The 19,374-nt window shown below is 59.6% G+C and carries 17 protein-coding genes and 2 pseudogenes; 13 read left to right on the plus strand and 6 right to left on the minus strand.

The annotated features are described in order from the left end of the window. Positions 1-211 precede the first annotated feature (211 nt). The 6 genes from RWK44_RS28315 to RWK44_RS28340 all read left to right on the plus strand — a co-directional run bounded on the left by RWK44_RS28315 (position 212) and on the right by RWK44_RS28340 (position 6,294). Complete coding sequence (locus tag RWK44_RS28315) at positions 212-901, plus strand: hydrolase (protein ID WP_222007191.1); 690 nt, start codon at positions 212-214, stop codon at positions 899-901. A 62-nt stretch (positions 902-963) separates the two neighbouring features. Then, on the plus strand, positions 964-1,251 hold the full coding sequence (locus RWK44_RS28320; RefSeq protein WP_003519470.1) for a XapX domain-containing protein: 288 nt from the start codon (positions 964-966) through the stop codon (positions 1,249-1,251). Continuing rightward, positions 1,251-3,233 (plus strand): amidohydrolase, encoded by a 1,983-nt coding sequence (locus RWK44_RS28325; protein ID WP_316029738.1) that lies wholly within the window; start codon positions 1,251-1,253, stop codon positions 3,231-3,233. Before RWK44_RS28320 ends, RWK44_RS28325 begins: the two co-directional genes overlap by 1 nt. A gap of 171 nt (positions 3,234-3,404) precedes the next feature. Next, entirely contained in the window at positions 3,405-3,848 is a 444-nt protein-coding gene (locus RWK44_RS28330; protein ID WP_316029739.1) for a DoxX family protein, read from the plus strand. Further along, positions 3,845-5,443 (plus strand): MFS transporter, encoded by a 1,599-nt coding sequence (locus RWK44_RS28335; protein ID WP_316029740.1) that lies wholly within the window; start codon positions 3,845-3,847, stop codon positions 5,441-5,443. The genes RWK44_RS28330 and RWK44_RS28335 overlap by 4 nt, the downstream gene beginning before the upstream one ends. Before the next feature lie 173 nt (positions 5,444-5,616). Next, positions 5,617-6,294 (plus strand): YoaK family protein, encoded by a 678-nt coding sequence (locus RWK44_RS28340; protein ID WP_316029770.1) that lies wholly within the window; start codon positions 5,617-5,619, stop codon positions 6,292-6,294. A gap of 380 nt (positions 6,295-6,674) precedes the next feature. Here the strand turns inward: RWK44_RS28340 and RWK44_RS28345 are convergent, their stop codons facing one another. The 4 genes from RWK44_RS28345 to RWK44_RS28360 all read right to left on the minus strand — a co-directional run bounded on the left by RWK44_RS28345 (position 6,675) and on the right by RWK44_RS28360 (position 10,732). Continuing rightward, positions 6,675-7,343 (minus strand): response regulator transcription factor, encoded by a 669-nt coding sequence (locus tag RWK44_RS28345; RefSeq protein WP_316029741.1) that lies wholly within the window; start codon positions 7,341-7,343, stop codon positions 6,675-6,677. Between the two features lie 30 nt (positions 7,344-7,373). Beyond that, the gene (locus RWK44_RS28350) at positions 7,374-7,742 is read right to left on the minus strand and encodes a response regulator transcription factor (protein ID WP_316029742.1); all 369 of its coding nucleotides are present in this window, start codon (positions 7,740-7,742) and stop codon (positions 7,374-7,376) included. Between the two features lie 70 nt (positions 7,743-7,812). Continuing rightward, positions 7,813-9,696: a PAS domain-containing sensor histidine kinase gene (locus tag RWK44_RS28355; protein ID WP_316029743.1), complete on the minus strand. Its 1,884-nt coding sequence runs from the start codon at positions 9,694-9,696 to the stop codon at positions 7,813-7,815. Positions 9,697-9,853: 157 nt separating this feature from the next. Further along, positions 9,854-10,732, minus strand: a complete 879-nt coding sequence (locus RWK44_RS28360; RefSeq protein WP_316029744.1) for an AraC family transcriptional regulator — start codon at positions 10,730-10,732, stop codon at positions 9,854-9,856. Between the two features lie 376 nt (positions 10,733-11,108). Here RWK44_RS28360 and RWK44_RS28365 point away from each other — a divergent pair, with 376 nt between their 5' ends. Next, positions 11,109-12,146 (plus strand): alpha/beta hydrolase, encoded by a 1,038-nt coding sequence (locus RWK44_RS28365; protein WP_316029745.1) that lies wholly within the window; start codon positions 11,109-11,111, stop codon positions 12,144-12,146. Between the two features lie 50 nt (positions 12,147-12,196). Here RWK44_RS28365 and RWK44_RS28370 read toward each other — a convergent pair whose 3' ends face one another. Continuing rightward, the gene (locus tag RWK44_RS28370) at positions 12,197-13,099 is read right to left on the minus strand and encodes a LysR family transcriptional regulator (protein ID WP_316029746.1); all 903 of its coding nucleotides are present in this window, start codon (positions 13,097-13,099) and stop codon (positions 12,197-12,199) included. Between the two features lie 123 nt (positions 13,100-13,222). Here RWK44_RS28370 and RWK44_RS28375 point away from each other — a divergent pair, with 123 nt between their 5' ends. The 3 genes and pseudogenes from RWK44_RS28375 to RWK44_RS28385 form a co-directional block, all read left to right on the plus strand. After that, positions 13,223-13,960 (plus strand): SDR family oxidoreductase, encoded by a 738-nt coding sequence (locus RWK44_RS28375; RefSeq protein ID WP_316029747.1) that lies wholly within the window; start codon positions 13,223-13,225, stop codon positions 13,958-13,960. Positions 13,961-14,006: 46 nt separating this feature from the next. Next, positions 14,007-14,903: an SDR family oxidoreductase gene (locus RWK44_RS28380; protein WP_316029748.1), complete on the plus strand. Its 897-nt coding sequence runs from the start codon at positions 14,007-14,009 to the stop codon at positions 14,901-14,903. A gap of 41 nt (positions 14,904-14,944) precedes the next feature. Continuing rightward, positions 14,945-15,399: pseudogene (locus RWK44_RS28385) on the plus strand (OB-fold nucleic acid binding domain-containing protein); the annotation flags it as partial. 281 nt (positions 15,400-15,680) lie between these two features. On the opposite strand, the gene RWK44_RS28390 reads toward RWK44_RS28385, so the two are convergent. Next, complete coding sequence (locus RWK44_RS28390; protein WP_316029749.1) at positions 15,681-16,553, minus strand: LysR family transcriptional regulator; 873 nt, start codon at positions 16,551-16,553, stop codon at positions 15,681-15,683. 61 nt (positions 16,554-16,614) lie between these two features. Here RWK44_RS28390 and RWK44_RS28395 point away from each other — a divergent pair, with 61 nt between their 5' ends. The 3 genes and pseudogenes from RWK44_RS28395 to RWK44_RS28405 all read left to right on the plus strand — a co-directional run. Beyond that, positions 16,615-17,559, plus strand: coding sequence for a DMT family transporter (locus RWK44_RS28395; RefSeq protein ID WP_316029750.1), 945 nt, complete (start codon positions 16,615-16,617; stop codon positions 17,557-17,559). An 84-nt stretch (positions 17,560-17,643) separates the two neighbouring features. Continuing rightward, positions 17,644-18,552, plus strand: coding sequence for a DMT family transporter (locus RWK44_RS28400; RefSeq protein WP_316029751.1), 909 nt, complete (start codon positions 17,644-17,646; stop codon positions 18,550-18,552). Between the two features lie 96 nt (positions 18,553-18,648). Continuing rightward, positions 18,649-19,066 (plus strand): annotated as a pseudogene (locus RWK44_RS28405) (MFS transporter); the annotation flags it as partial. Positions 19,067-19,374 lie beyond the last annotated feature (308 nt).

The raw sequence follows: 19,374 nt of genomic DNA on the forward strand, positions 1-19,374 counted from the left end.
TTCATTCGCAATTAATATTGCAATTCTACGGGGTCGCAAGTCGCGCTACCTTTTCTTTCAGCAGCCGAGGCAGCAAGCGAAAGAAAGCATCGGTTTCAATCTCCCGACGGTCTTGGAAGCTGTGTCCCAGGGCACGGCATCCGTCCGGAAGGTCCTGCTCATTTCATAACCGGCCGCATTCGCGGTCCAAAACAACCGAAGAGGAATTGACATGTCCAAGCTTGAAGTTCTTACCCCCGCCAACAGCCAGCTCATTTTCATCGATCAGCAGCCGCAGATGGCATTCGGCGTTCAGTCGATCGACCGCCAGACCCTGAAGAACAACGTTGTTGGCTTGGCCAAGGCTGCCAGGATTTTCAACGTGCCAACCACGATTACCACGGTTGAAACCGAGAGCTTCTCCGGCAACACCTTCCCCGAACTTTTGGCCGTCTATCCGCAGAATGACATCCTTGAACGCACCTCGATGAACTCCTGGGATGATCAGAACGTACGCGATGCGCTGGCAAAGAATGCTGCCAACGGCCGCAAGAAGATTGTCGTCTCCGGTCTGTGGACCGAAGTCTGCAACACGACCTTTGCACTCTCTGCTTTGCATGACGTTCCGGAGTACGAAATCTACATGGTCGCCGACGCTTCCGGCGGCACCTCTTCCGATGCGCACAAATATGCAATGGACCGCATGGTGCAGGCTGGCGTCATACCCGTCACCTGGCAGCAGGTCTTGCTCGAATGGCAGCGCGACTGGGCTCGCAAGGAAACCTACGATGCGGTCACCACACTAGTGAAGGAGCATTCCGGCGCTTACGGCATGGGCATCGATTACGCAGTCACCCACGTCCACGGCGGTGCCGAACGCGTCAGCCATGGCAAGCGCATCGGGCCGAACCCCGCGAAGTAAGCCAGATCAACCGCTCCGGTGACGCATCGGAGCGGTTGTCCGTTTTAACGAGGATGACTCTCATGAAAATCTATCTTCTGTCTCTTGGCGCGGGTCTGCTGGTCGGCATCGTCTACAGCCTGCTCAACGTGCGTTCGCCTGCTCCGCCGGTTATCGCGCTTGTCGGCCTGCTCGGCATTCTCGTCGGTGAGCAGATCATCCCGCTTGCCAAATCGCTCTGGAGCAAGGAGCCGGCAGCGGTTTCCTGGCTCCAGCAGGTGAAGCCGCACATGTTCGGTCACATGCCGAAGGGCGGAAATTCTCCGGAGATTGCCCATCGTTCGCAAACCAATTTGGAGGAGCGGAGCTGATGACGACGCGCCGAACCTTCCTTGGAGCGGCCTCGAGCCTGGCGTTTTCGAACCTCTTCTCAAAGGCCAATGCCGCCGATCCCAACCAGACCGGAATAGATACCATGCACCCAGACTTGATCCTCCATAACGGTCGTTTCACGACCCTTGACCGCACCAATCCAAACGCGACCGCGGTCGCCATCAAGGATGGACTGTTTCTTGAAGTCGGTTCAGACAGCGAGGTCATGTCCCTTGCTGGTTCCAACACCAGGATCGTCGATCTCAAGGGCAAGCGCGTTCTGCCCGGCCTCATCGATAACCACACCCACGTTGTGCGTGGCGGGCTAAACTACAATATGGAATTGCGCTGGGACGGCGTGCGCTCGCTGGCAGATGCAATGGACATGCTCAAGCGCCAGGTGGCGATAACGCCAGCCCCGCAATGGGTGCGTGTTGTCGGCGGGTTCACCGAACACCAGTTTGCGGAGAAGCGTCTGCCGACGATCGAGGAGATCAACGCGGTCGCGCCAGATACCCCAGTATTTCTTCTGCACCTTTATGACCGCGCGCTCTTGAACGGCGCTGCACTGCGCGCCGTCGGTTACACCCGCGATACGCCCAATCCACCCGGTGGCGAAATCACCCGTGATGCCAACGGCAATCCGACTGGCCTGTTGCTGGCCAAGCCTAATGCCGGCATTCTCTACTCCACCCTTGCCAAGGGACCCAAACTGCCTCTCGACTATCAGGTCAACTCCACCCGCCATTTCATGCGTGAGCTCAATCGTCTTGGCGTAACGGGTGTGATTGATGCAGGCGGTGGCTTCCAGAACTACCCTGATGACTACGAGGTCATTCAAAAACTCTCTGACGAGAACCAGATGACGGTGCGTCTGGCCTACAATCTCTTCACCCAGAAGCCCAAGGAAGAAAAGCAAGACTTTCTCAACTGGACGTCTTCAGTCAAATACAAGCAGGGCAACGACTATTTCCGTCATAACGGTGCCGGCGAAATGCTGGTCTTCTCCGCGGCGGACTTCGAGGACTTTCGCCAGCCACGTCCGGAAATGGCGCCGGAAATGGAAGGCGAACTCGAAGAAGTGGTGCGTGTGCTGGCCGAAAACCGTTGGCCATGGCGCCTTCACGCCACGTATGACGAGACAATCTCCCGTTCCCTTGATGTATTCGAGAAGGTCAACAAGGACATTCCACTTGAAGGTTTGAACTGGTTCTTCGACCATGCCGAAACCATCTCCGATCGCTCGATCGACCGCATTGCGGCCCTTGGTGGCGGCATCGCAACCCAGCATCGCATGGCCTATCAGGGCGAATATTTTGTCGAGCGATATGGCCAAGGCGTTGCCGAAGCGACCCCACCGATCCGAAAGATGCTCGACAAGGGCGTCAACGTTTCCGCCGGCACGGATGCGACCCGCGTCGCCTCCTACAACCCCTGGGTCTCACTGTCCTGGATGGTGACCGGCAAGACGGTTGGTGGCATGCAACTCTATCCGCGTGCCAACTGCCTCGATCGCGAGACGGCTCTGCGGATGTGGACTGAAAAAGTCACATGGTTTTCGAATGAAGAAGGCAAGAAAGGCCGTATCGAGAAAGGCCAGTTCGCTGACCTTGTCGTTCCCGACAAGGACTTCTTCTCCTGCGCCGAAGACGAGATCTCGTTCCTGGTATCGGAGCTGACCATGGTCGGCGGCAAGATTGTCTATGGAGCGGGTGACTTCAAAACGCTCGACGAGAACGACGTGCCGCCTGCGATGCCCGACTGGTCTCCAGTTCGCAAGTTTGGCGGGTATGCTGCATGGGGCGAGCCGGAAGGTGCTGGCGCGCGTTCTCTAAGGCGCACGGCGATCTCGACCTGTGGCTGCGCGAGTGATTGCGGCGTGCATGGTCACGACCATGCGGGAGCCTGGACTTCGAAACTGCCAATCGCCGACCTTAAGGGTTTCTTCGGCGCTCTTGGCTGCTCTTGCTGGGCAGTCTGATCCTGTCCTCGCTTGGGCGGCCGCTGTTCGCCCAAGCGAGCGATCTTATAATTGCAATACTGGCAATTAAATCGAAACTATTGCTGCAATTGTTGGCAGAGCGATCACCAGCCAATATCGCTCCATCAAACGCGGCCGCTCGATCACGTGAGCGACCATAAAGGAGCAGATATGACCTACCAATCCCATCAATCGAATTCGGCACTAAGCGGACTGGCACGTGTCGTCGGTTCTCCCATTACGCGAACGGTATCGTTGCTCGCACTTTGTGCCGCCTATATCCAGGGTCCACTCACCAAGATATCCGACTTCAGCGGTGCCCTTGCCGAGATGGATCATTTTGGCCTTCACCCTGCCGCTTTCTTTGCGGTTACCGTCATCGTGTTCGAGCTCACGGCCTCCGCGATGGTTGTCTCGGGCTTCCTGCGCTGGGGAGGCGCGCTTGCGCTTGCAGGCTTTACGCTTCTCGCAACACTCATCGCTCTCCGTTTCTGGGAAATGGCTCCCGGCATGGACCGCATGATGGCAACCAACGCGTTCTTCGAACACATCGGTCTGGCCGGCGCATTCGTCTTCGTTGCAGCGGCCGACCTTGCAAAGGGAGCGGGCAAATGAGCGCCGCGAAAACATCCGGGGGCACCTTTGCTCCTCTCGCACAGCCCGTCTTCGCGGTCCTGTGGATCGCAACGGTTCTCGGCAATACCGGAAGCTTCATGCGCGATGTCGCAAGCTCATGGCTGATGACGGATCTCTCGGCATCCCCTGCCGCAGTCGCCATGGTGCAAGCGGCAGGAACCTTGCCGATCTTCCTGCTTGCCATACCGGCGGGCGTTCTCACCGACATTCTGGATCGCCGCAAGTTCCTGATCGCGGTCCAGATCCTGCTGGCCTCAGTCAGTATCTCGCTGATGTTTCTGTCTCAGGCAGGAATGCTCTCAGTCAGCGCGCTGATCGGCCTTACCTTCCTCGGCGGCATCGGCGCTGCGTTGATGGGGCCAACATGGCAGGCGATCGTACCGGAACTGGTAAAGCGCGAGGACGTGAAAAGCGCGGTGGCGCTTAACTCACTCGGCATCAATATCGCTCGCTCGATTGGCCCTGCCGCCGGCGGCCTGCTACTCGCGGCCTTCGGTGCGGGTATTACCTATGGCGCAGACGTCGCAAGTTATTTCTTTGTCATCGCTGCGCTGGTCTGGTGGCCGCGGGCCACGAATGCCAACGATGCGTTGCAGGAAAACTTCTTCGGCGCATTTCGCGCCGGGCTTCGCTACACTCGGTCCAGCCGGCCGTTGCATGTCGTGCTTCTGCGGGCCGCGATCTTCTTTGCTTTCGCCAGTGCCGTCTGGGCCCTTCTTCCTCTGGTTGCCCGTCAACTGCTGGGTGGTGATGCCAGCTTCTACGGCATCCTGCTGGGTGCGGTCGGTGCCGGTGCGATCGGTGGAGCGTTGGTCATGCCGAAACTGCGCGAACGCCTGAGCTCGGATGGTCTGCTTCTTGGCGCAGCGATCATCACCGCAGTCGTCATGGGTGTCCTGTCGCTCGCCCCGCCGAAGATCGTCGCCATCATTGTGCTTCTGTTCCTCGGTGGCGCCTGGATCACGGCGCTGACGACGCTCAACGGAGCAGCCCAGGCTGTTCTTCCAAACTGGGTTCGGGGTCGCGGCCTTGCCGTCTATCTGACCGTATTCAACGGAGCCATGACGGCGGGCAGCCTCGGCTGGGGTGCTGTGGGCGAGGCCGTTGGAATTCAGACGACATTGCTTATCGGGGCAGCTGGCTTGCTCGTTGCGGGCTTCATCATGCACCGCGTAAAGCTTCCGGCTGGTGACGTCGACATGGTGCCGTCCAACCACTGGCCGGAACCGCTGGTCGCCGAGCCTGTTGCTCATGACCGTGGTCCTGTCCTGATACTTATCGAGTACAAGGTCGAGAAAGAGCATCGTTCTGCCTTCCTGCGCGCTGTCGACCACCTGTCTCACGAACGCCGCCGCGATGGCGCCTATGGGTGGGGTGTGACCGAAGACTCCGCAGATCCGGAAAAGATCGTCGAGTGGTTCATGGTGGAATCCTGGGCTGAGCACCTTCGCCAGCACAAGCGGGTTTCCAACGCCGATGCCGACCTGCAGGGAAAGGTTCTGACCTACCATGTTGGCCCGGACAAACCCGTCGTTCGTCACTTCCTGACGATCAATCGGCCAGGGGTGGCTTGAGCAAGCGCAAAGGATGGGGCGGCCACGGCCGCCCCTGCCATTATGTCATCCAGCGCAACGAACTCCGAACAATTGATGCAATTGTGAGCAGGCCGTTTCAGCTGCAGAACCAGCTCACGCCGCGACACAGACTATCGCCGCAGCACCAACACTCATTGAATCGAGTCACCACTGTGAAACATCCTTCACTTCCAACGCTCCTCAGCTTCAACGGCGGTTATGTTGATACCTTGGGGTTTCTGTCGCTCTCGGGTCTGTTCACCGCGCATGTCACAGGTAACTTCGTCACCCTGGGCGCGACGATGGCACACGGACTGGATGGAGCATGGTCCAAGCTGCTGGCGCTGCCGATGTTCTGTGCGATCGTGTTCCTGTCCCGGCTCGCCTGCCTGATGCTGCAAGGTCGCAATCGCTCGCCAATCCGCCCGATGTTGGTCGTCAAGTTGATGCTACTGACCGCAGTCACAGCAATGGCGTTTATCTATGGTCCATTCAATGGTGATAACAGCACGATCACACTCGTGGTTGCTCTGGCCATGGTTTCCGCGATGGCGATCCAGAACGGCCTGCACAAGGCTCACCTCGCGAAGGCGCCACCATCAACACTGATGACTGGAACGACGACGCAGATCATGCTCGATCTGGCTGACATTCTGGCTAACCCGAAATCCGATGAGATCGCCGCCGCGAGGGCACGGGTGAAGAAGATGGGCGCCGCCGTGATCACGTTTGCCGTCGGCTGCGGGGCCGGTGCTGCAGGCTTCATGCTTGCCCCGGTGGTCGCGTTCAGCCTGCCGGCAATCCTCGCGTTCATCGCTTTGTTCGCAAGCAGTGCGACCGCCGAGTCTTGATGTCGTTTGGCAGTTAATCGTGAGAATGCGCCCGTTAGAGCAGCTCTTGCCAGTTAATTTGAGACGGACCGCCGACGTTCCGCACTGGCCAATCCTGATTTGGCTTTTGAAACTATTCAGATTTACCTGGACCTCGCATGCTAGCACGGACAGCTCCTGTTCTTGTGGTAAATATCAATTCAGGTGCCAAATCACGAACTGAAATCTCAAATTAACTGCCCAATCTCAAATAATGTGCCGTGCTATCTCGGTGAAATGGTTGCAGGCATTGTCTCACGATTAACTGCCAAACGACAACCGGACACGCAGCCTGGATGCGATCGCTGCCACATTCATCGATACAGACCCCCGCAGTCATCGTGACAGGCTCCCGGAGGAGTTCAGCGCGCCTCGTGTCCAAGCTTGCGATTGTAACGAGTGACGGGCTCGCGGATTCCAAGAGCTTCCGCCATTCGAACCAAGTCGGCGACGGAGTCCCCCTTCATCTTTTTTACCATGTTGCCGCGATGTATCTTCACTGTGATCTCGCTGATCGCCAGGCGCCCAGCGATCTGCTTGTTCATAAGGCCAGCCGTCACGAGGCCGAATAATTCGCGCTCGCGCGGCGTCAGGCTCTCATACCGGTCCTGAACGCTCATCAGCGCCGCCATCTCTCGCCGGCGCATGTTATTACTCTCCATAGCCTCCTCGATGGCCGCGAGCATCGCTACCTCGTCAAACGGCTTCGTGAGGAAGGTGACCGCGCCTGCCTTCATTCCCCGTACCGTCATGGGCACGTCACCGATGCCGCTAATGAGTATAATCGGTAAGGCGGTTGCGTTCTCCCGGAGTGCTTCCTGAAAGTCGAGGCCGTTCGCGCCTCCAAGGTTGATATCCAGGATAAGGCACGCCGCAGTGTCGGCGGCATCGCAAGCCATGAACTCATTCGGTTCGGCGAAGGAGCGTACATTGTAATCCGCGGAACGCAGCAGCACGTCCAGCGAATCCCGGACGTCCTCATCGTCATCAAGCACGCAGATTAGGCCGCTGCCAGTGCCACTTTCCACCATCGTTCGCCTCGTCCTTTCTGCACGTCCTGGTTACGAGCTGAGCAGCGCTTCCACCTTTTCAAGAAGGGTCTCGGGGTCTGTCGGCTTTGCGACGAAGGATGACACACCCTGCGTGTCCGCCCGTTCCCGCGCCTCGGCGCTCGGGTACGCTGTCATGAGAATGACGGGAACTTCGCTACCCAGGCGCCTGAGTTCGCGATGAAGCTCTAATCCGTCCATGCCCGGCATGGTTAGGTCGGTGATTAGGCACCGCATCATCAGCAGGTTTGGCCAAGCGAGAAGATCTTCAGCATTGCGGAACTTGGCGACCTTAACGCCGGCCGAGCGGAAGAAGGTGCCGATGCTTTCGCGCACTTCATCATCATCATCGACGACACAGATCACAGCTTCAGGCGACACGTATTGCTCCTCGACGGTCCTTTCGTCTTCGAACCCATAAAAGCTCATTCACGTCGGGATCGATATCATATCAAGATATGGGTTCGAGTGTTTTCGCCGCCTGCGGCACACCGATCGGAAGCGTGAAGGACACCGTTGCGCCGAACACCTCATTGTTCGCCGCGCTTATACGCCCGCCCTGATGCTCGATGATCGAGCGACAGATCGACAACCCGATCCCCATGCCGTCGGGTTTGGTCGTGAAAAACGGCTCGAAAATCTTGGCTTCACCGCTCGCTGGGAAACCTGCCCCGCAGTCGACCACTGCCACCCGTACCATTCCGTCGGGCAGGACGGCGGTGTCGATATATAACTCCCGCGCACGATCACCCAGCTCGCGCATTGCCTGGATGCCATTCAAGAGCAGGTTTACGAGCACCTGCTGCACCTGGACGCGATCGGCCATGACGTCCGGTAGGTCACCAGACGACCGCCGCCGCAATCTTACACTGTGCGCGCGTGCCTCGCTCTGGATCAGCGCTATCGCGTCCTCGATCAGGTCGGTGAGATTGACCGGGTCGGTTTGAGGGGCGGTCTTTCGCGCCAACCTGCGGACCCGATCGACCACGTCGGCGGCCCGTGTGCCGTTGGAGATCATCTTGTCGATGCAGGAGCCGACATCCTCCAGGTCCGGTTGAGGACGGCGAAGAAAGCGTTTGGCGGACTTGCCGTAGTTGATAATGGCGGCCAGCGGCTGATTGACCTCATGCGCGATCGAGGCGGCAAGCTGACCGAGCATGGAGACACGCGCAGCATGCGCCAACTCGGCGGAAACCTGCTCGTATCGGGTCCGGGCCTCATTGCGCTCGGTGACGTCGAACGCTATCACGAGGACATGCGACCAGTTCTGCCCCCCAGGCAGGATCGTGACCCGCAGGACAACGTCGGCGACGCGTTCGCCGAAAGTTTGCAGCCGCACTTCGGTCTCCGCCATTGTCTCTCCGGCGGCCAGTGCCACGATGACGTCGGAAAGAGCGCTCGCGCCTCCCGGAAGATAGCGTCCGCAGAGGTTGGAACCGACCAGCGCCTCGGAATCACCGGCTTCGAACAAGTGGACGGCCGCAGGGTTAGCGTCGCGGATGACTGCAGCCGCGATCGCCTGCTGCGTGATTTCGGGATGGCTCTCCAGCCACGCACCTAGCTGCTGTCCGTCCGGAACGCTCGCGAGTGCAATACGCATGGTTTCCGACCAGTCTGATTCCCAGGTGGCGAAGCCGGCGGAGTCGAAGATGGTGCGATACTTTTGCTCAGAGGCCAGCGACTGCTCATCGGCCCGGCGCTTCTCGGTCAAATCCGCACTGGACTCGATCGTGCCAATGGAACGCCCGTCGGGGTCGCGGCGCCGAAGCCACCGACTGGCCAGAACGAGGGGCGTGCCGTCACGCCGGGTCCGAACGATCTCGCCCGACCACTGACCTGCCTCATCCATGGCTGTTGCGATCTCTTGGGCGGGGAACCGGCACTGGAGCAGTTCACCACATTTCCGGCCAAACGCTTCACCACGCGACCAGCCATAGAGCTTCTCCGCGCCGTCATTCCAGTAGACGATTACATCGTTTGAATCGCGGATGATAACGGTGTCATGCGACAATTCAAAAATGCGGGCCTGCTCCCCCAGTGTGGTTCGAGAGGATCGGTCGCGCAGCGACATCAGTGTCGTGATCAGGATCGCAACTAGGCTCACGATGAAGCGCGACGCGGCGCCGTCAGACGCGTTAGGCAGATGCCCGAATGCGAAGGCAAAGACCGTGAGTAGCGCGGCAATGAGGCCGCTCGCCATCACAGCTCGGCGGCCGGATGGAGCCAGCAACAGGATCACGCCGATGTAGAGAACGGCGATCGCTCCATCAAACGAGGTGAAGACGTCGATGGCAAAGATGGTTGCAGTGAGAACGATGGCGAGCGCGATCAGCACCGCGCTCCGACGCTGTCGGGGCTCAAATGAGGCCAGTTCGTATCCTGCTGGTGTATGCATCCGCGTTTGACGCCTCCGCATACACTCCTAACCTTACAAACGCGTCCGAGTCGTTCGCGAGCTTGCTCTAGATGTACGCGTAATTGCGCTCGGCGGGTCACCGCGCGCTCCTACGGTACTCCGTCGGCGAAAGCCCGAACATTCTGCGGAACGCCGTCGCGAAGTGTGTGGCGTTTTCGTAGCCGCACGCGAATGCGATCACTGTTATGGTCTGCCGGGTTGACGACAGCAGGCGACGACCTTCCTCCAGGCGGTATCGACTCAAGCGCTGTCCAGGCGTTTCGCCATAGCGCCGCTTGAATGCGCGCAGAAGATGGAACTTGCTGAGGCCCGCTGCCGCTGCGAGTTGGTCGAGCGTAACCTGCTTGTCCAGGCTCTCGCGCAACCAGCTGTCGACAATGAGCAGCCGGCGGTCGTCGACTGCGGCGTCGGCCGGCGGGCGCCTTCCCGCATGGAACTGCAGCAGGTGGCTGGCTAGGAAAGTCACGGCAGTCTCTGCGTGCAGCTCAGATGCTCCGGTCTGCGCCGCGCGGCGCAGACCCAGCATGACACCTGCTACCACCGGGTCGGGGCGAACAAGCTGGTTTGGTAGGCTGGTGTTTCCCACGCGCGTCGGATCAAGATGGGCAACGTCTGCAAGGGTTAAGGAGGACAGGTGAAGCTGGAGTGTCTGCAGCCCGCTGCCCTTATGCCAGCGCAGCTGGACCTCTTCGCCTGGAGCGGTCATACCAATATCGCCCAAACCGTAGCGCGACTGATGCCATCGGCCCGCATACCGCCCTTCGATATGGCAGCTTCCGTTCGTGACGAGGACGATAAGTTGGTCGGAGGTAGGTGCAGTGACCAAATCGTTGACCTCATCCGGCTCGTCGTAGGCGCGCAATAACAACGATCGCCAACCCGCGCGCCAGCTGCACAGCCCTAGTGATCCCTTCAGGCGTTCATGCGCGTTCAGGCTCGTCGATGCGATCGTCACTGTACCTCCTGCAACAGCACCCGCTGCCCCTGTACACGGTGGGCCGAAATCAGCTTTCAAATAGGTGCATCCAAGGCAACAAGCATAGATGCCCGAGTTTCGTCTCCAGACGAAATCTAAACATCTGCGTTGCGGTGGCTGGACGATATCATACGTAGGTATGAAACGCACGCTCATGCACGAAGGCTAAGTGCTTCTACGTTACATTGCAATGGGTTACGGCGATGTCGCATCGATTAACACCTTCGCATGAATTCCGCCGAGCCGGCCTTCGATCATAGCTTACTGGAAGTCGCCGAGATGTCCGCAAGACAAGTCTCGATGATTGCCGGGTCATGCTCGGCCATTTTTGAACTGTAGTGTCGGAGAACAGGACATGAAGCGCCTCAACCAGATTTCAGCCCTCTTGATCGGAGCAACGATGATGACCCAGACTGCCTTTGCCCAGAACGCGGATCCCAAAACGGATCCAAACCTCGATCCGAAGGTCCGTGCCTTCCTCGCCGAGGTCAACAAGGATCCAAGCCCGTTCTGGGAGCTCCCGCAACCGCAGCCGCAGGACGTGCTGACGGGTCTTCAGAACAAGACCCCGGTCGACATGTCGGGCGTGACGACGACGACGCGCACGATCACTCAAGACGGACGCACCGTGAAGATCTACATCATGAAACCTGACCATGTCGTCGGCAAGCCGGGCGTCGTGCTGTTCATCCACGGCGGTGTATGGATCATCGGCAACTTCGAGAATCACAAACGGCTGCTGCGCGACATCGTCGTCGGCTCGGGCCAGGTCGGCGTCTTCGTCGAATATACCCCGCTTCCTGCCGCCAAATTCCCGACCCAGCTCGATGAAAGCTATGCTGTGCTCGACTGGGTGTCGAGGCACGCCGACGAGTTCGGCGCAGACGGCAGCCGCATTGCGGTGGCCGGTAATTCGGTCGGCGGCAACATGGCCGCAGCGATCTCGCTGATGGCAAAGAATCGGAGCGGCCCGAAGATCAGCTACCAAGTACTGCTGATCCCCGCGACCGATGCCAGCGTCGACACGGCCTCCTATCGCGAATTTTCCAGTGGGTTCTTCCTCCCGCGCGCCTTCATGAAATATGGCTGGGATCTGTACGCGCCAGACGCCAAGACCCGCGACAACCCAAATGTCTCGCCGTTGCGCGCCCGCGACGACGAACTGAAGGGTCTGCCGCCGGCGCTCGTTGTCACGGCGGAGAACGACCCGTTGCGCGACGAAGGCGAGGCCTATGCCCATCGCCTGATGAAGGCCGGCGTGGACGTCGCGGCCGCTCGTTACAATGGCACAATCCACGACTTCGTGGCGCTCAACGCCCTGCGTAACGTGCCATCCACCGTCGGCGCGCTGCAGCAGATCTCGGACGGCATCCGCAGTCACATCGGGCGCTGACAACGCGAGGGGCCGGCCATTGGGTCGGCCCCTCCGCCTGGCAGAATGCTTCAACCCGTGATCTCGCGGACGAACTCCAGAAAAGCCTGAACCTTTGCCGGCACGATGGAGGAGGCATGATGATACGCATAGAGCGGAAAGGTCTCATCGGACCATTCGGAGAGGAGCGGCACCAGACGCCGCTGCGCGATGATGTCTTTGGCATAGAGTTCAAGGAGTTGGGCTATCCCTGCTCCGCCAAGGCAAGCACCGAGGAGCGATCCGGTGTCATTGACCACGAGCGATCCGTTCGCCGCGATCGGTATCACACGCCGGCCCCGCTGAAACTCCCATTCGTAAGGGCGCCCCGTGACCTCATTGCGGATCAAAAGGCAGCGGTGCCCGTCTTGCAGGTCCTTCGGGCTCTTTGGCTCGCCATGGCGAGCGACGTAGGGCGGCGAGGCGCAGGTCACGACGCGTGTCTTCAGCAGCAGCCGCGCCTTCAGCGACGAGGATTCCGGTTCGCCGAACCGCACGGCGACGTCGAAGCCGTCCCCGACGAGGTCGCCCATTCGATCCCGTACGCCAACATCGACGATCAACTCGGGAAATCGCTCCAGGAATTCGCCTATCCTTGGCGACAGCAGGTGATGACCGAATGTCCCGTCCACATTGACGCGCAGTCGGCCGCGAACCACCGCGCGGCTTCCACCCGCCCGCACAGCAGCATCCTCGATGCCCGCCAGAAGGGGCGCAACGGCTTCATAGAAATTGCGTCCCTCGTCCGTCAGCGAAATTGCACGGGCCGTGCGATTGAAGATCCGGATACCCACGCGCTCCTCCAGCCGCGCTACAGCGCGGCTAATGGCTGGCTGCGTTAGACCCATCGCCTCACCGGCCCGCGCGAAGCTCCCGGCCTCGACCACGGCGGACACGACACCGATACCACTCAGCAAGCGACTGTCGAACGTCATCGAGCCATACTTTCAGTCATCCTCACACTGACACCTATGTATTATTTTAATGGACGGAAATCTCCTAAATTATTTCCTGTAGCAGCCGAAATTGGTCGGCGGCATGAGAAACAGGAGCAAGACATGAGCAAGAATGACAAGGTTGCGCTGATCACGGGTTCGTCGCGCGGGATCGGCGCCGAGATCGCGCTGCGGCTGGCGGCGGATGGCTTCAAGGTGGTCGTGAACTACGCCGGCAGTGCCGGTCCGGCGCACGAGGTCGCCGACAATATCAAGGCAGCCGGCGGCGAGGCCATCGTCGTCCAGGCCGATGTCGCCGACCCCGCCGCCGTCATTGCCATGTTCGATACCGTCGAGCAGCAGTTCGGCGGTCTGGATGTCGTCGTCAATTCCGCTGGCGTTCTGAAGCTCGCCAAGATCACCGAATATGACGACGCGACCTTCGACCAAAGCATGGCGATCAACGTCAAGGGCACGTTCAACGTTTGCCGAGAAGCGGCCAAGCGTGTGCGCAAGGGCGGCCGCATCATCAACCTTTCGACCAGCGTCCTTGGCATGCGGATGCCGACTTATGGCGTCTATGTGGCCACCAAGGCAGCCGTTGAAGCTCTGACCCAGGTTCTGGCGCAGGAACTGCGCGGCCACGAAATCACCGTGAATGCCGTCGCCCCCGGGCCTGTCGCCACCGAGCTGTTCCTCGAGGGCAAGACGCCGGAACTGATCGATCGCATCGCCAAGCTGAACCCGCTGGAGCGTCTCGGCCAGACCAACGACATCGCGCCGGTGGTCTCCTTCATCGCCGGGCCCGAGGGCGGCTGGATCAACGGTCAGGTCGTGCGCGCCAACGGCGGCATGTGCTGAGGCGATCCGTTCAGCGGATTTCATTCTCATCGCCAGGAGATTCACAATGAAGGAAGTTATTCTCGTTACGGGCGCATCCAGCGGCTTCGGCCTGCTCTCCGCCCGGGCCCTCGCTAAAGAGGGCCACACCGTCTATGCCTCGATGCGCGAAACGACGGGCCGAAATGCGCCGCAAGTCGCGGCGGTCGCTGCGTGGGCGAAGGAGCATGGTGTCGATCTTCGCACCGTCGAACTCGACGTCAGCGATGACGCCTCGGTGACATTCGGGGTGGAAAAGGTGATTGCCGACACGGGCCGCCTCGACACCATCGTCCACAATGCCGGCCATATGGTGTTCGGACCGGCGGAGGCGTTCACGCCCGAGCAGTACGCCCAGCTCTACGACATCAACGTGCTGTCGACGCAGCGGGTGAACCGGGCGGCGCTTCCTTTCTTACGCAAGCAAGGGCGTGGGCTGTTGGTCTGGGTGTCTTCCTCTTCAGCCCGGGGCGGGACGCCGCCTTTTCTGGCGCCATATTTTGCGGCCAAGGCCGCAATGGACAGCCTTGCTGTTTCCTATGCGGCCGAAGTCGCGCGCTTCGGGATCGAGACCTCGATCGTCGTACCGGGCGCCTTCACGAAGGGCACCAACCACTTCGCACATGCGGGCTCGCCGGCCGACAAGGAACTGGCGGCAGTCTATGAGAGCGGCCCCTATGCCGGCGTTTCGGACCAGGCGCTGAAAGGCCTTGCCGCGCTCGAGCCGGCCGATGCGGACGCGGGGGCAGTCGCAGTGGCGATCGCCGACCTAGTCAATCTCCCATTCGGGAAGCGGCCTTATCGCGTCTTCATCGACCCGTCACAGGACGGCGCCGAGGAAGTGTTCCGGGTCGGCGACCGTGTCCGCCGCGAGATGTTCCAGAACATCGGTCTCAAGGACCTTCTGGCCCCTCGCCAGAACTGAAATGCCAACCGGTAGAGCCTGAAGGCGTCGCCGCCAGCGGCTCTGCCGGCCTCGTTCTCATACGACAGCGACCGGGATCGGCAAAGGGCGTGATGTTCCTGACCCTGGAAGACGAGTCCGGCATCGTCAATGCCGTGGTCTGGCCATCGCTGTTCGAACGCAGCGGCGGATCCTGATGACCGCGAGCTTGATGGCCATCAATGGCCGTATCCAGCGGGAAGGCGAGGTCGTGCACCTCGTCGCCCAGCGCCTGTTCGACTTTTCGTCAGACCTGGCGAGCGTTGGCGATAGGGATGGCGGACTTGGCGACTTCCCGCTTCCCCACGGTCGCGGCGACCAGGTCAAGCACGGAGGAGGACCGGACCCACGGGGTAATCCCAAGCCTGCTGTGCAGGCGCGCGACATCTATGTGCCTTTATGCCGAATTCGGCATAAAGCAGACGTAGCTGAAATTCCGCACCCCCAAGGCCAATCAACCCGCCGAGGGCACCGATAATTCCTCCACCTGCAAAGGGTATGGGCTGGGCAGCACCAGTCTTGTTGCTTGACTATCAGGATAACGCGGAACTGCGGAGCGCGTGCGGCGAGCGTCGCTGGAGCTGGATTGAGCAGGAGCTGAAGACCGCCGAGAAGCACAGCGCGCCGAGCAGGAGGCCGCGTTTGACACACCGCTATGGACCGAACCACCCGAATAGGGCGGGCAAAACGACCAGGGACCGGTGAGGCTAAGCTTCCCATTGCGACCGTCGCAAACCTACGGGACTTTTTCGACAGCGGTTAATCGAGATTACGGGCCTCGGCATGAATCCAGCTACAGAACTGCCTGACTACTCTCGAATCCGAGCGGCGCTGGTAACGATATGATCCGATCTCAACCGGATCATATCCGGGCAGGGCGACCAGCGCGCCAGATCGTGTTTCCTTCGCGATAAGGATCGGCGGGGCCAGCACCATGCCGAGACCAGCTACGCAAGCATGAAACGCGGCGTCGTCTGTGTCGAATTGATGGGCAAAGGAAATCTCTGCCAGGGAAACACCGGTTTCCTCGCACCAAAGCTTCCAATCCCAATTGCCAGCGGCACATATCAGCGCGGGCAGTGTTTCCTGGCGTTCAAGGCTTTTCGCAAGCAGGCTCGGAGAGACGACAGGCCGACCGAAATCGCGCTCAAGCAGCTCCCATCCTTCAGGGATAGGTTCAATGGCCCGAAAATAGCGAATGCTTACATCACAAATCGACATTGCGGCGAAGCCTTCAGGTGTGGGACTTGTTTCCACGCGGACCCGGGCCTTGGGGCAGACAGCACGAAAACGGTCCAGAGCGGGGATGAGCCAACGCACAGCAAGGGACATCGATGCTTGCACGGTGATCTCATTCTCATCACGCGAAAGGGCCCCAGCCGAGTGCTCGATAAGGCCGATCAAGGGCGCAACCTGCTGATAAAATCGTTCACCGACATCGGTGAGGAAAACAGAATTGTTTCCTCGCTGGAACAAGCTCACTCCAAGCCCATCTTCCAGCTTCCTGATCTGGTGGCTTACCGCGCCTGGAGTGACGCCAAGCTCAGCGCCGGCCGCCGTCAGGCTGCCGGTCCTGGCCACGGTCGTGAACACTCTGATCGCATTGAGCGAGATGCGGCCGCCGATCTGCATGAATTTTCTTCAAGCTCCCCTAAAATTCCTCGTTTGAGCGCCGCACGAGTATTCAGCATATATGAAAATGAAAAACCTTACAGGACGTGCGATGCGCTCAAGGCAGCTTTACACCAATACCAAAGCCATCGCATGGGTGACTCTCGGGACAGCATTATTTTCTTTGATTTTTGCATCCGGAAAGTTCGCTGACGGAAGCACGAGTTCTTTGCAAATCCTCTTCCTCAGATACATCGGCGGTCTCGCCACGCTTCTGTTAGTCGTGGCCGCGCGGCGCGAAAGGCTGTCAGCCTATCGAAGCCCAAAGCCGCTCTCCCATTTCATGCGGGCTGTCTTCGGTGCTTCAGGCGGTGGAGCGCTGATCTACGCATCCGCCAACATGCCGATCGTGGACGCCACCGCAATCGGCTTGCTCTATGTCGTGTTCGTTATCCCTCTTGGGGTTGTGGTCCTGAAGGAAGGACTCAACGGGCAGCACCTTCGAGCGATTGCCATCTGCTGCGCTGGAGCCGTGCTCATCATGGCGTCCCGCGGAGCATTCACCGCGTTCCATCTGGCATACGTCTTCCCGGCCGGCATTGCGGTACTCGGTGCGGCGCTGCTCGCCGTCGAAGGGCTGATGATCAAGATGCTGTCCAGCTCCGATCGCGCGATGACGGTGCTGCTGTACGTCAACACGTTCGGAATTCTGCTGATGGCAAGCCCCGCCACCACGCAATGGGTACCGCTCTCTTTCGAAAGTGCGACGTCGTTCATCCTGCTCGGGCCGATCGCAGTGACGGCGCAATATTGCATTGTCCAGGGCTACCGCCTTGCATCGCTTTCGATTGTCGGCCCGGTCGATTATACGTGGCTGATTTTCGCCGGGCTGATCGGCTTCCTGTGTTTTGGCGAAAAACCTACCTTGGGTGTCGCAGCAGGATCGGTGATTATTGCTGTCGGTGGCATCATGCTTGCCATCATCAAGCCACCTGCCAGCGAACGGGAAAACACGTCGCAGGCCTGATATATGTTCCCGCAATCCGGCCGGCTCTGCATCGGGAAGCAGGGTCTTCCCAACGAGAGTTTCCCGGAGACGGGAACTGTCGTCATGCGCCTGACTTATGTGGTCTTCACTCTCCTTGGCCTCTTCTGGGGTTCGAACTTCATCTACATGAAATGGGCGGCCGAGCTGATCACGCCGGCGCAGATCACACTGCTGCGGGTGTTCTTCGGCTTCCTTCCCTTGGCTTTCGTCGCATGGCGGAAGGGTGTGATCCATACGGATCAGGTACGCCACCTGCCGCATTTCCTTGTCATGGGGGTGCTGGCGACAGCGTTCTACTACTTTGCGATTGCGGAAGGCACGGCGCTTCTTCCCTCCGGAATCGCCGGTGTTCTGGGCGGCTCAATCTCGCTGTTCACGACGATCGCCACCCATCTGTTCCTCCGCACCGAAAAGCCAAATGTTCCGATGTTGACCGGCGTCCTCGTGGGCTTCGCCGGTATCGTGTTGATCGCCCGACCAGGGGAGGGGGCAGACAGGGCCATAAACATTACGGGGGTGTTTTGGATGCTGGCTGCGACCACAATCCTCGGCGTCTCCTATGTCTACGTTCGCCGTTTCCTATCGCCCTATAACCTGCCACCGCTGGCGCTCGCCACATGGCAAACCGGCCTTGCTCTACTGGTCCTTCTGCTCGTCGTGGACCGAACGGGGATGGGCAACATTATGCAAAACTGGCATGCAGCGGCCGGTGTCGCGATCGGCCTCGGCGTATTGGGAACAGGAATGGCCTTCCTGATCTATTATTACCTGCTGCAGGAGCTGGGCGCGGTCGCGGCCTCGGGATCGACCTATATCACGCCCAATGTCGCGCTGCTGATTGGATGGGCCACCGGCGAAAAGATCGGCATCTTGGAAATCGCGGCCATCGTCCTTGTGCTGGGGAGTATCGCAATGTTGCAGATCGGCAGGCAGCAAGCGATGAAGCAGGCCGAGCTTTCGCAGAAATCCTGATTTTTTTACGAATCCTCTGTCGCGCTCGGGCGCAGCTGTCATGTGTCTGACATACGACGCCTGCTATTCGAAGGTTTTTCTAACGGCAGATTATGTATGCATCTCCATGGTCCTGACAAAAATATTGCCGTTGCGCTGTTTGTTCTTGCAGTGACGCAGGTCATCGGATGGGGGACGGTCAGTATTCCCGCCATCGTTGGACGACAGATTGCCGACGATCTTAGTAGGAACATCGAGGCAGTCTTCGCCGGCAGTTCGATCCTGTATGTCGTTATGGGCCTGTGGGCTCCGGTGCTGGCTAAGGCTTTCACCCGGTTCGGCGCCCGCCGCATGATGATGGCGGGTCAGGTCCGGTGCTTTATTTCGCCGCCTGGGTCATCCTGGGCACGGCCGGCAGCGCCACACTGACCACTGCCGCCTATATCATGTCAATGAGATCGCCGGCCGAAATGCAAAGAGCGCAATCGGCGCGCTCATGCTGATAACCGGCCTGTCCAGCAGCATCTTCTGGCCGGAGGCAGGCAATGCGTTCCTGCCTGACTTCATAGAGCTGTTGAAGCGGAAAGCAGCGCAAAGCCCGGCGCAGCGACAACAGCCCCCGGTCCAGCCGGTCCAGTCGGGGGCTTGCCTAAGCGCAAGTGGACATGCCGAGTGTCGCATTTCTAAATGGCTGAAGACACACCCAAAGTGACACTTCTACTTTGCACACAAACGGACATTCCAACCCTGCCGCCACAACGCTGAAAATAGCGGGGTCAACGGTTCTGGCACGGCGAGAGCTTTCCGGGCCAGAGTCCGGCTTGTTGCTATGGAGCTCACGTT

The organism is Rhizobium sp. 25PS6, from assembly GCF_032464655.1.
Taxonomy (GTDB): domain Bacteria; phylum Pseudomonadota; class Alphaproteobacteria; order Rhizobiales; family Rhizobiaceae; genus Rhizobium; species Rhizobium laguerreae.

Coding starts and splice junctions, on each gene's coding strand:
- RWK44_RS28380 (WP_316029748.1), top strand. CDS start 14,007: ATGAAGGAAGTTATTCTCGTTACGGGCGCATCCAGCGGCTTCGGCCTG.
- RWK44_RS28400 (WP_316029751.1), top strand. CDS start 17,644: ATGCGCCTGACTTATGTGGTCTTCACTCTCCTTGGCCTCTTCTGGGGT.
- RWK44_RS28315 (WP_222007191.1), top strand. CDS start 212: ATGTCCAAGCTTGAAGTTCTTACCCCCGCCAACAGCCAGCTCATTTTC.
- RWK44_RS28320 (WP_003519470.1), top strand. CDS start 964: ATGAAAATCTATCTTCTGTCTCTTGGCGCGGGTCTGCTGGTCGGCATC.
- RWK44_RS28325 (WP_316029738.1), top strand. CDS start 1,251: ATGACGACGCGCCGAACCTTCCTTGGAGCGGCCTCGAGCCTGGCGTTT.
- RWK44_RS28365 (WP_316029745.1), top strand. CDS start 11,109: ATGAAGCGCCTCAACCAGATTTCAGCCCTCTTGATCGGAGCAACGATG.
- RWK44_RS28370 (WP_316029746.1), bottom strand. CDS start 13,099: ATGACGTTCGACAGTCGCTTGCTGAGTGGTATCGGTGTCGTGTCCGCC.
- RWK44_RS28335 (WP_316029740.1), top strand. CDS start 3,845: ATGAGCGCCGCGAAAACATCCGGGGGCACCTTTGCTCCTCTCGCACAG.
- RWK44_RS28390 (WP_316029749.1), bottom strand. CDS start 16,553: ATGCAGATCGGCGGCCGCATCTCGCTCAATGCGATCAGAGTGTTCACG.
- RWK44_RS28345 (WP_316029741.1), bottom strand. CDS start 7,343: ATGGTGGAAAGTGGCACTGGCAGCGGCCTAATCTGCGTGCTTGATGAC.
- RWK44_RS28375 (WP_316029747.1), top strand. CDS start 13,223: ATGAGCAAGAATGACAAGGTTGCGCTGATCACGGGTTCGTCGCGCGGG.
- RWK44_RS28330 (WP_316029739.1), top strand. CDS start 3,405: ATGACCTACCAATCCCATCAATCGAATTCGGCACTAAGCGGACTGGCA.
- RWK44_RS28395 (WP_316029750.1), top strand. CDS start 16,615: ATGAAAATGAAAAACCTTACAGGACGTGCGATGCGCTCAAGGCAGCTT.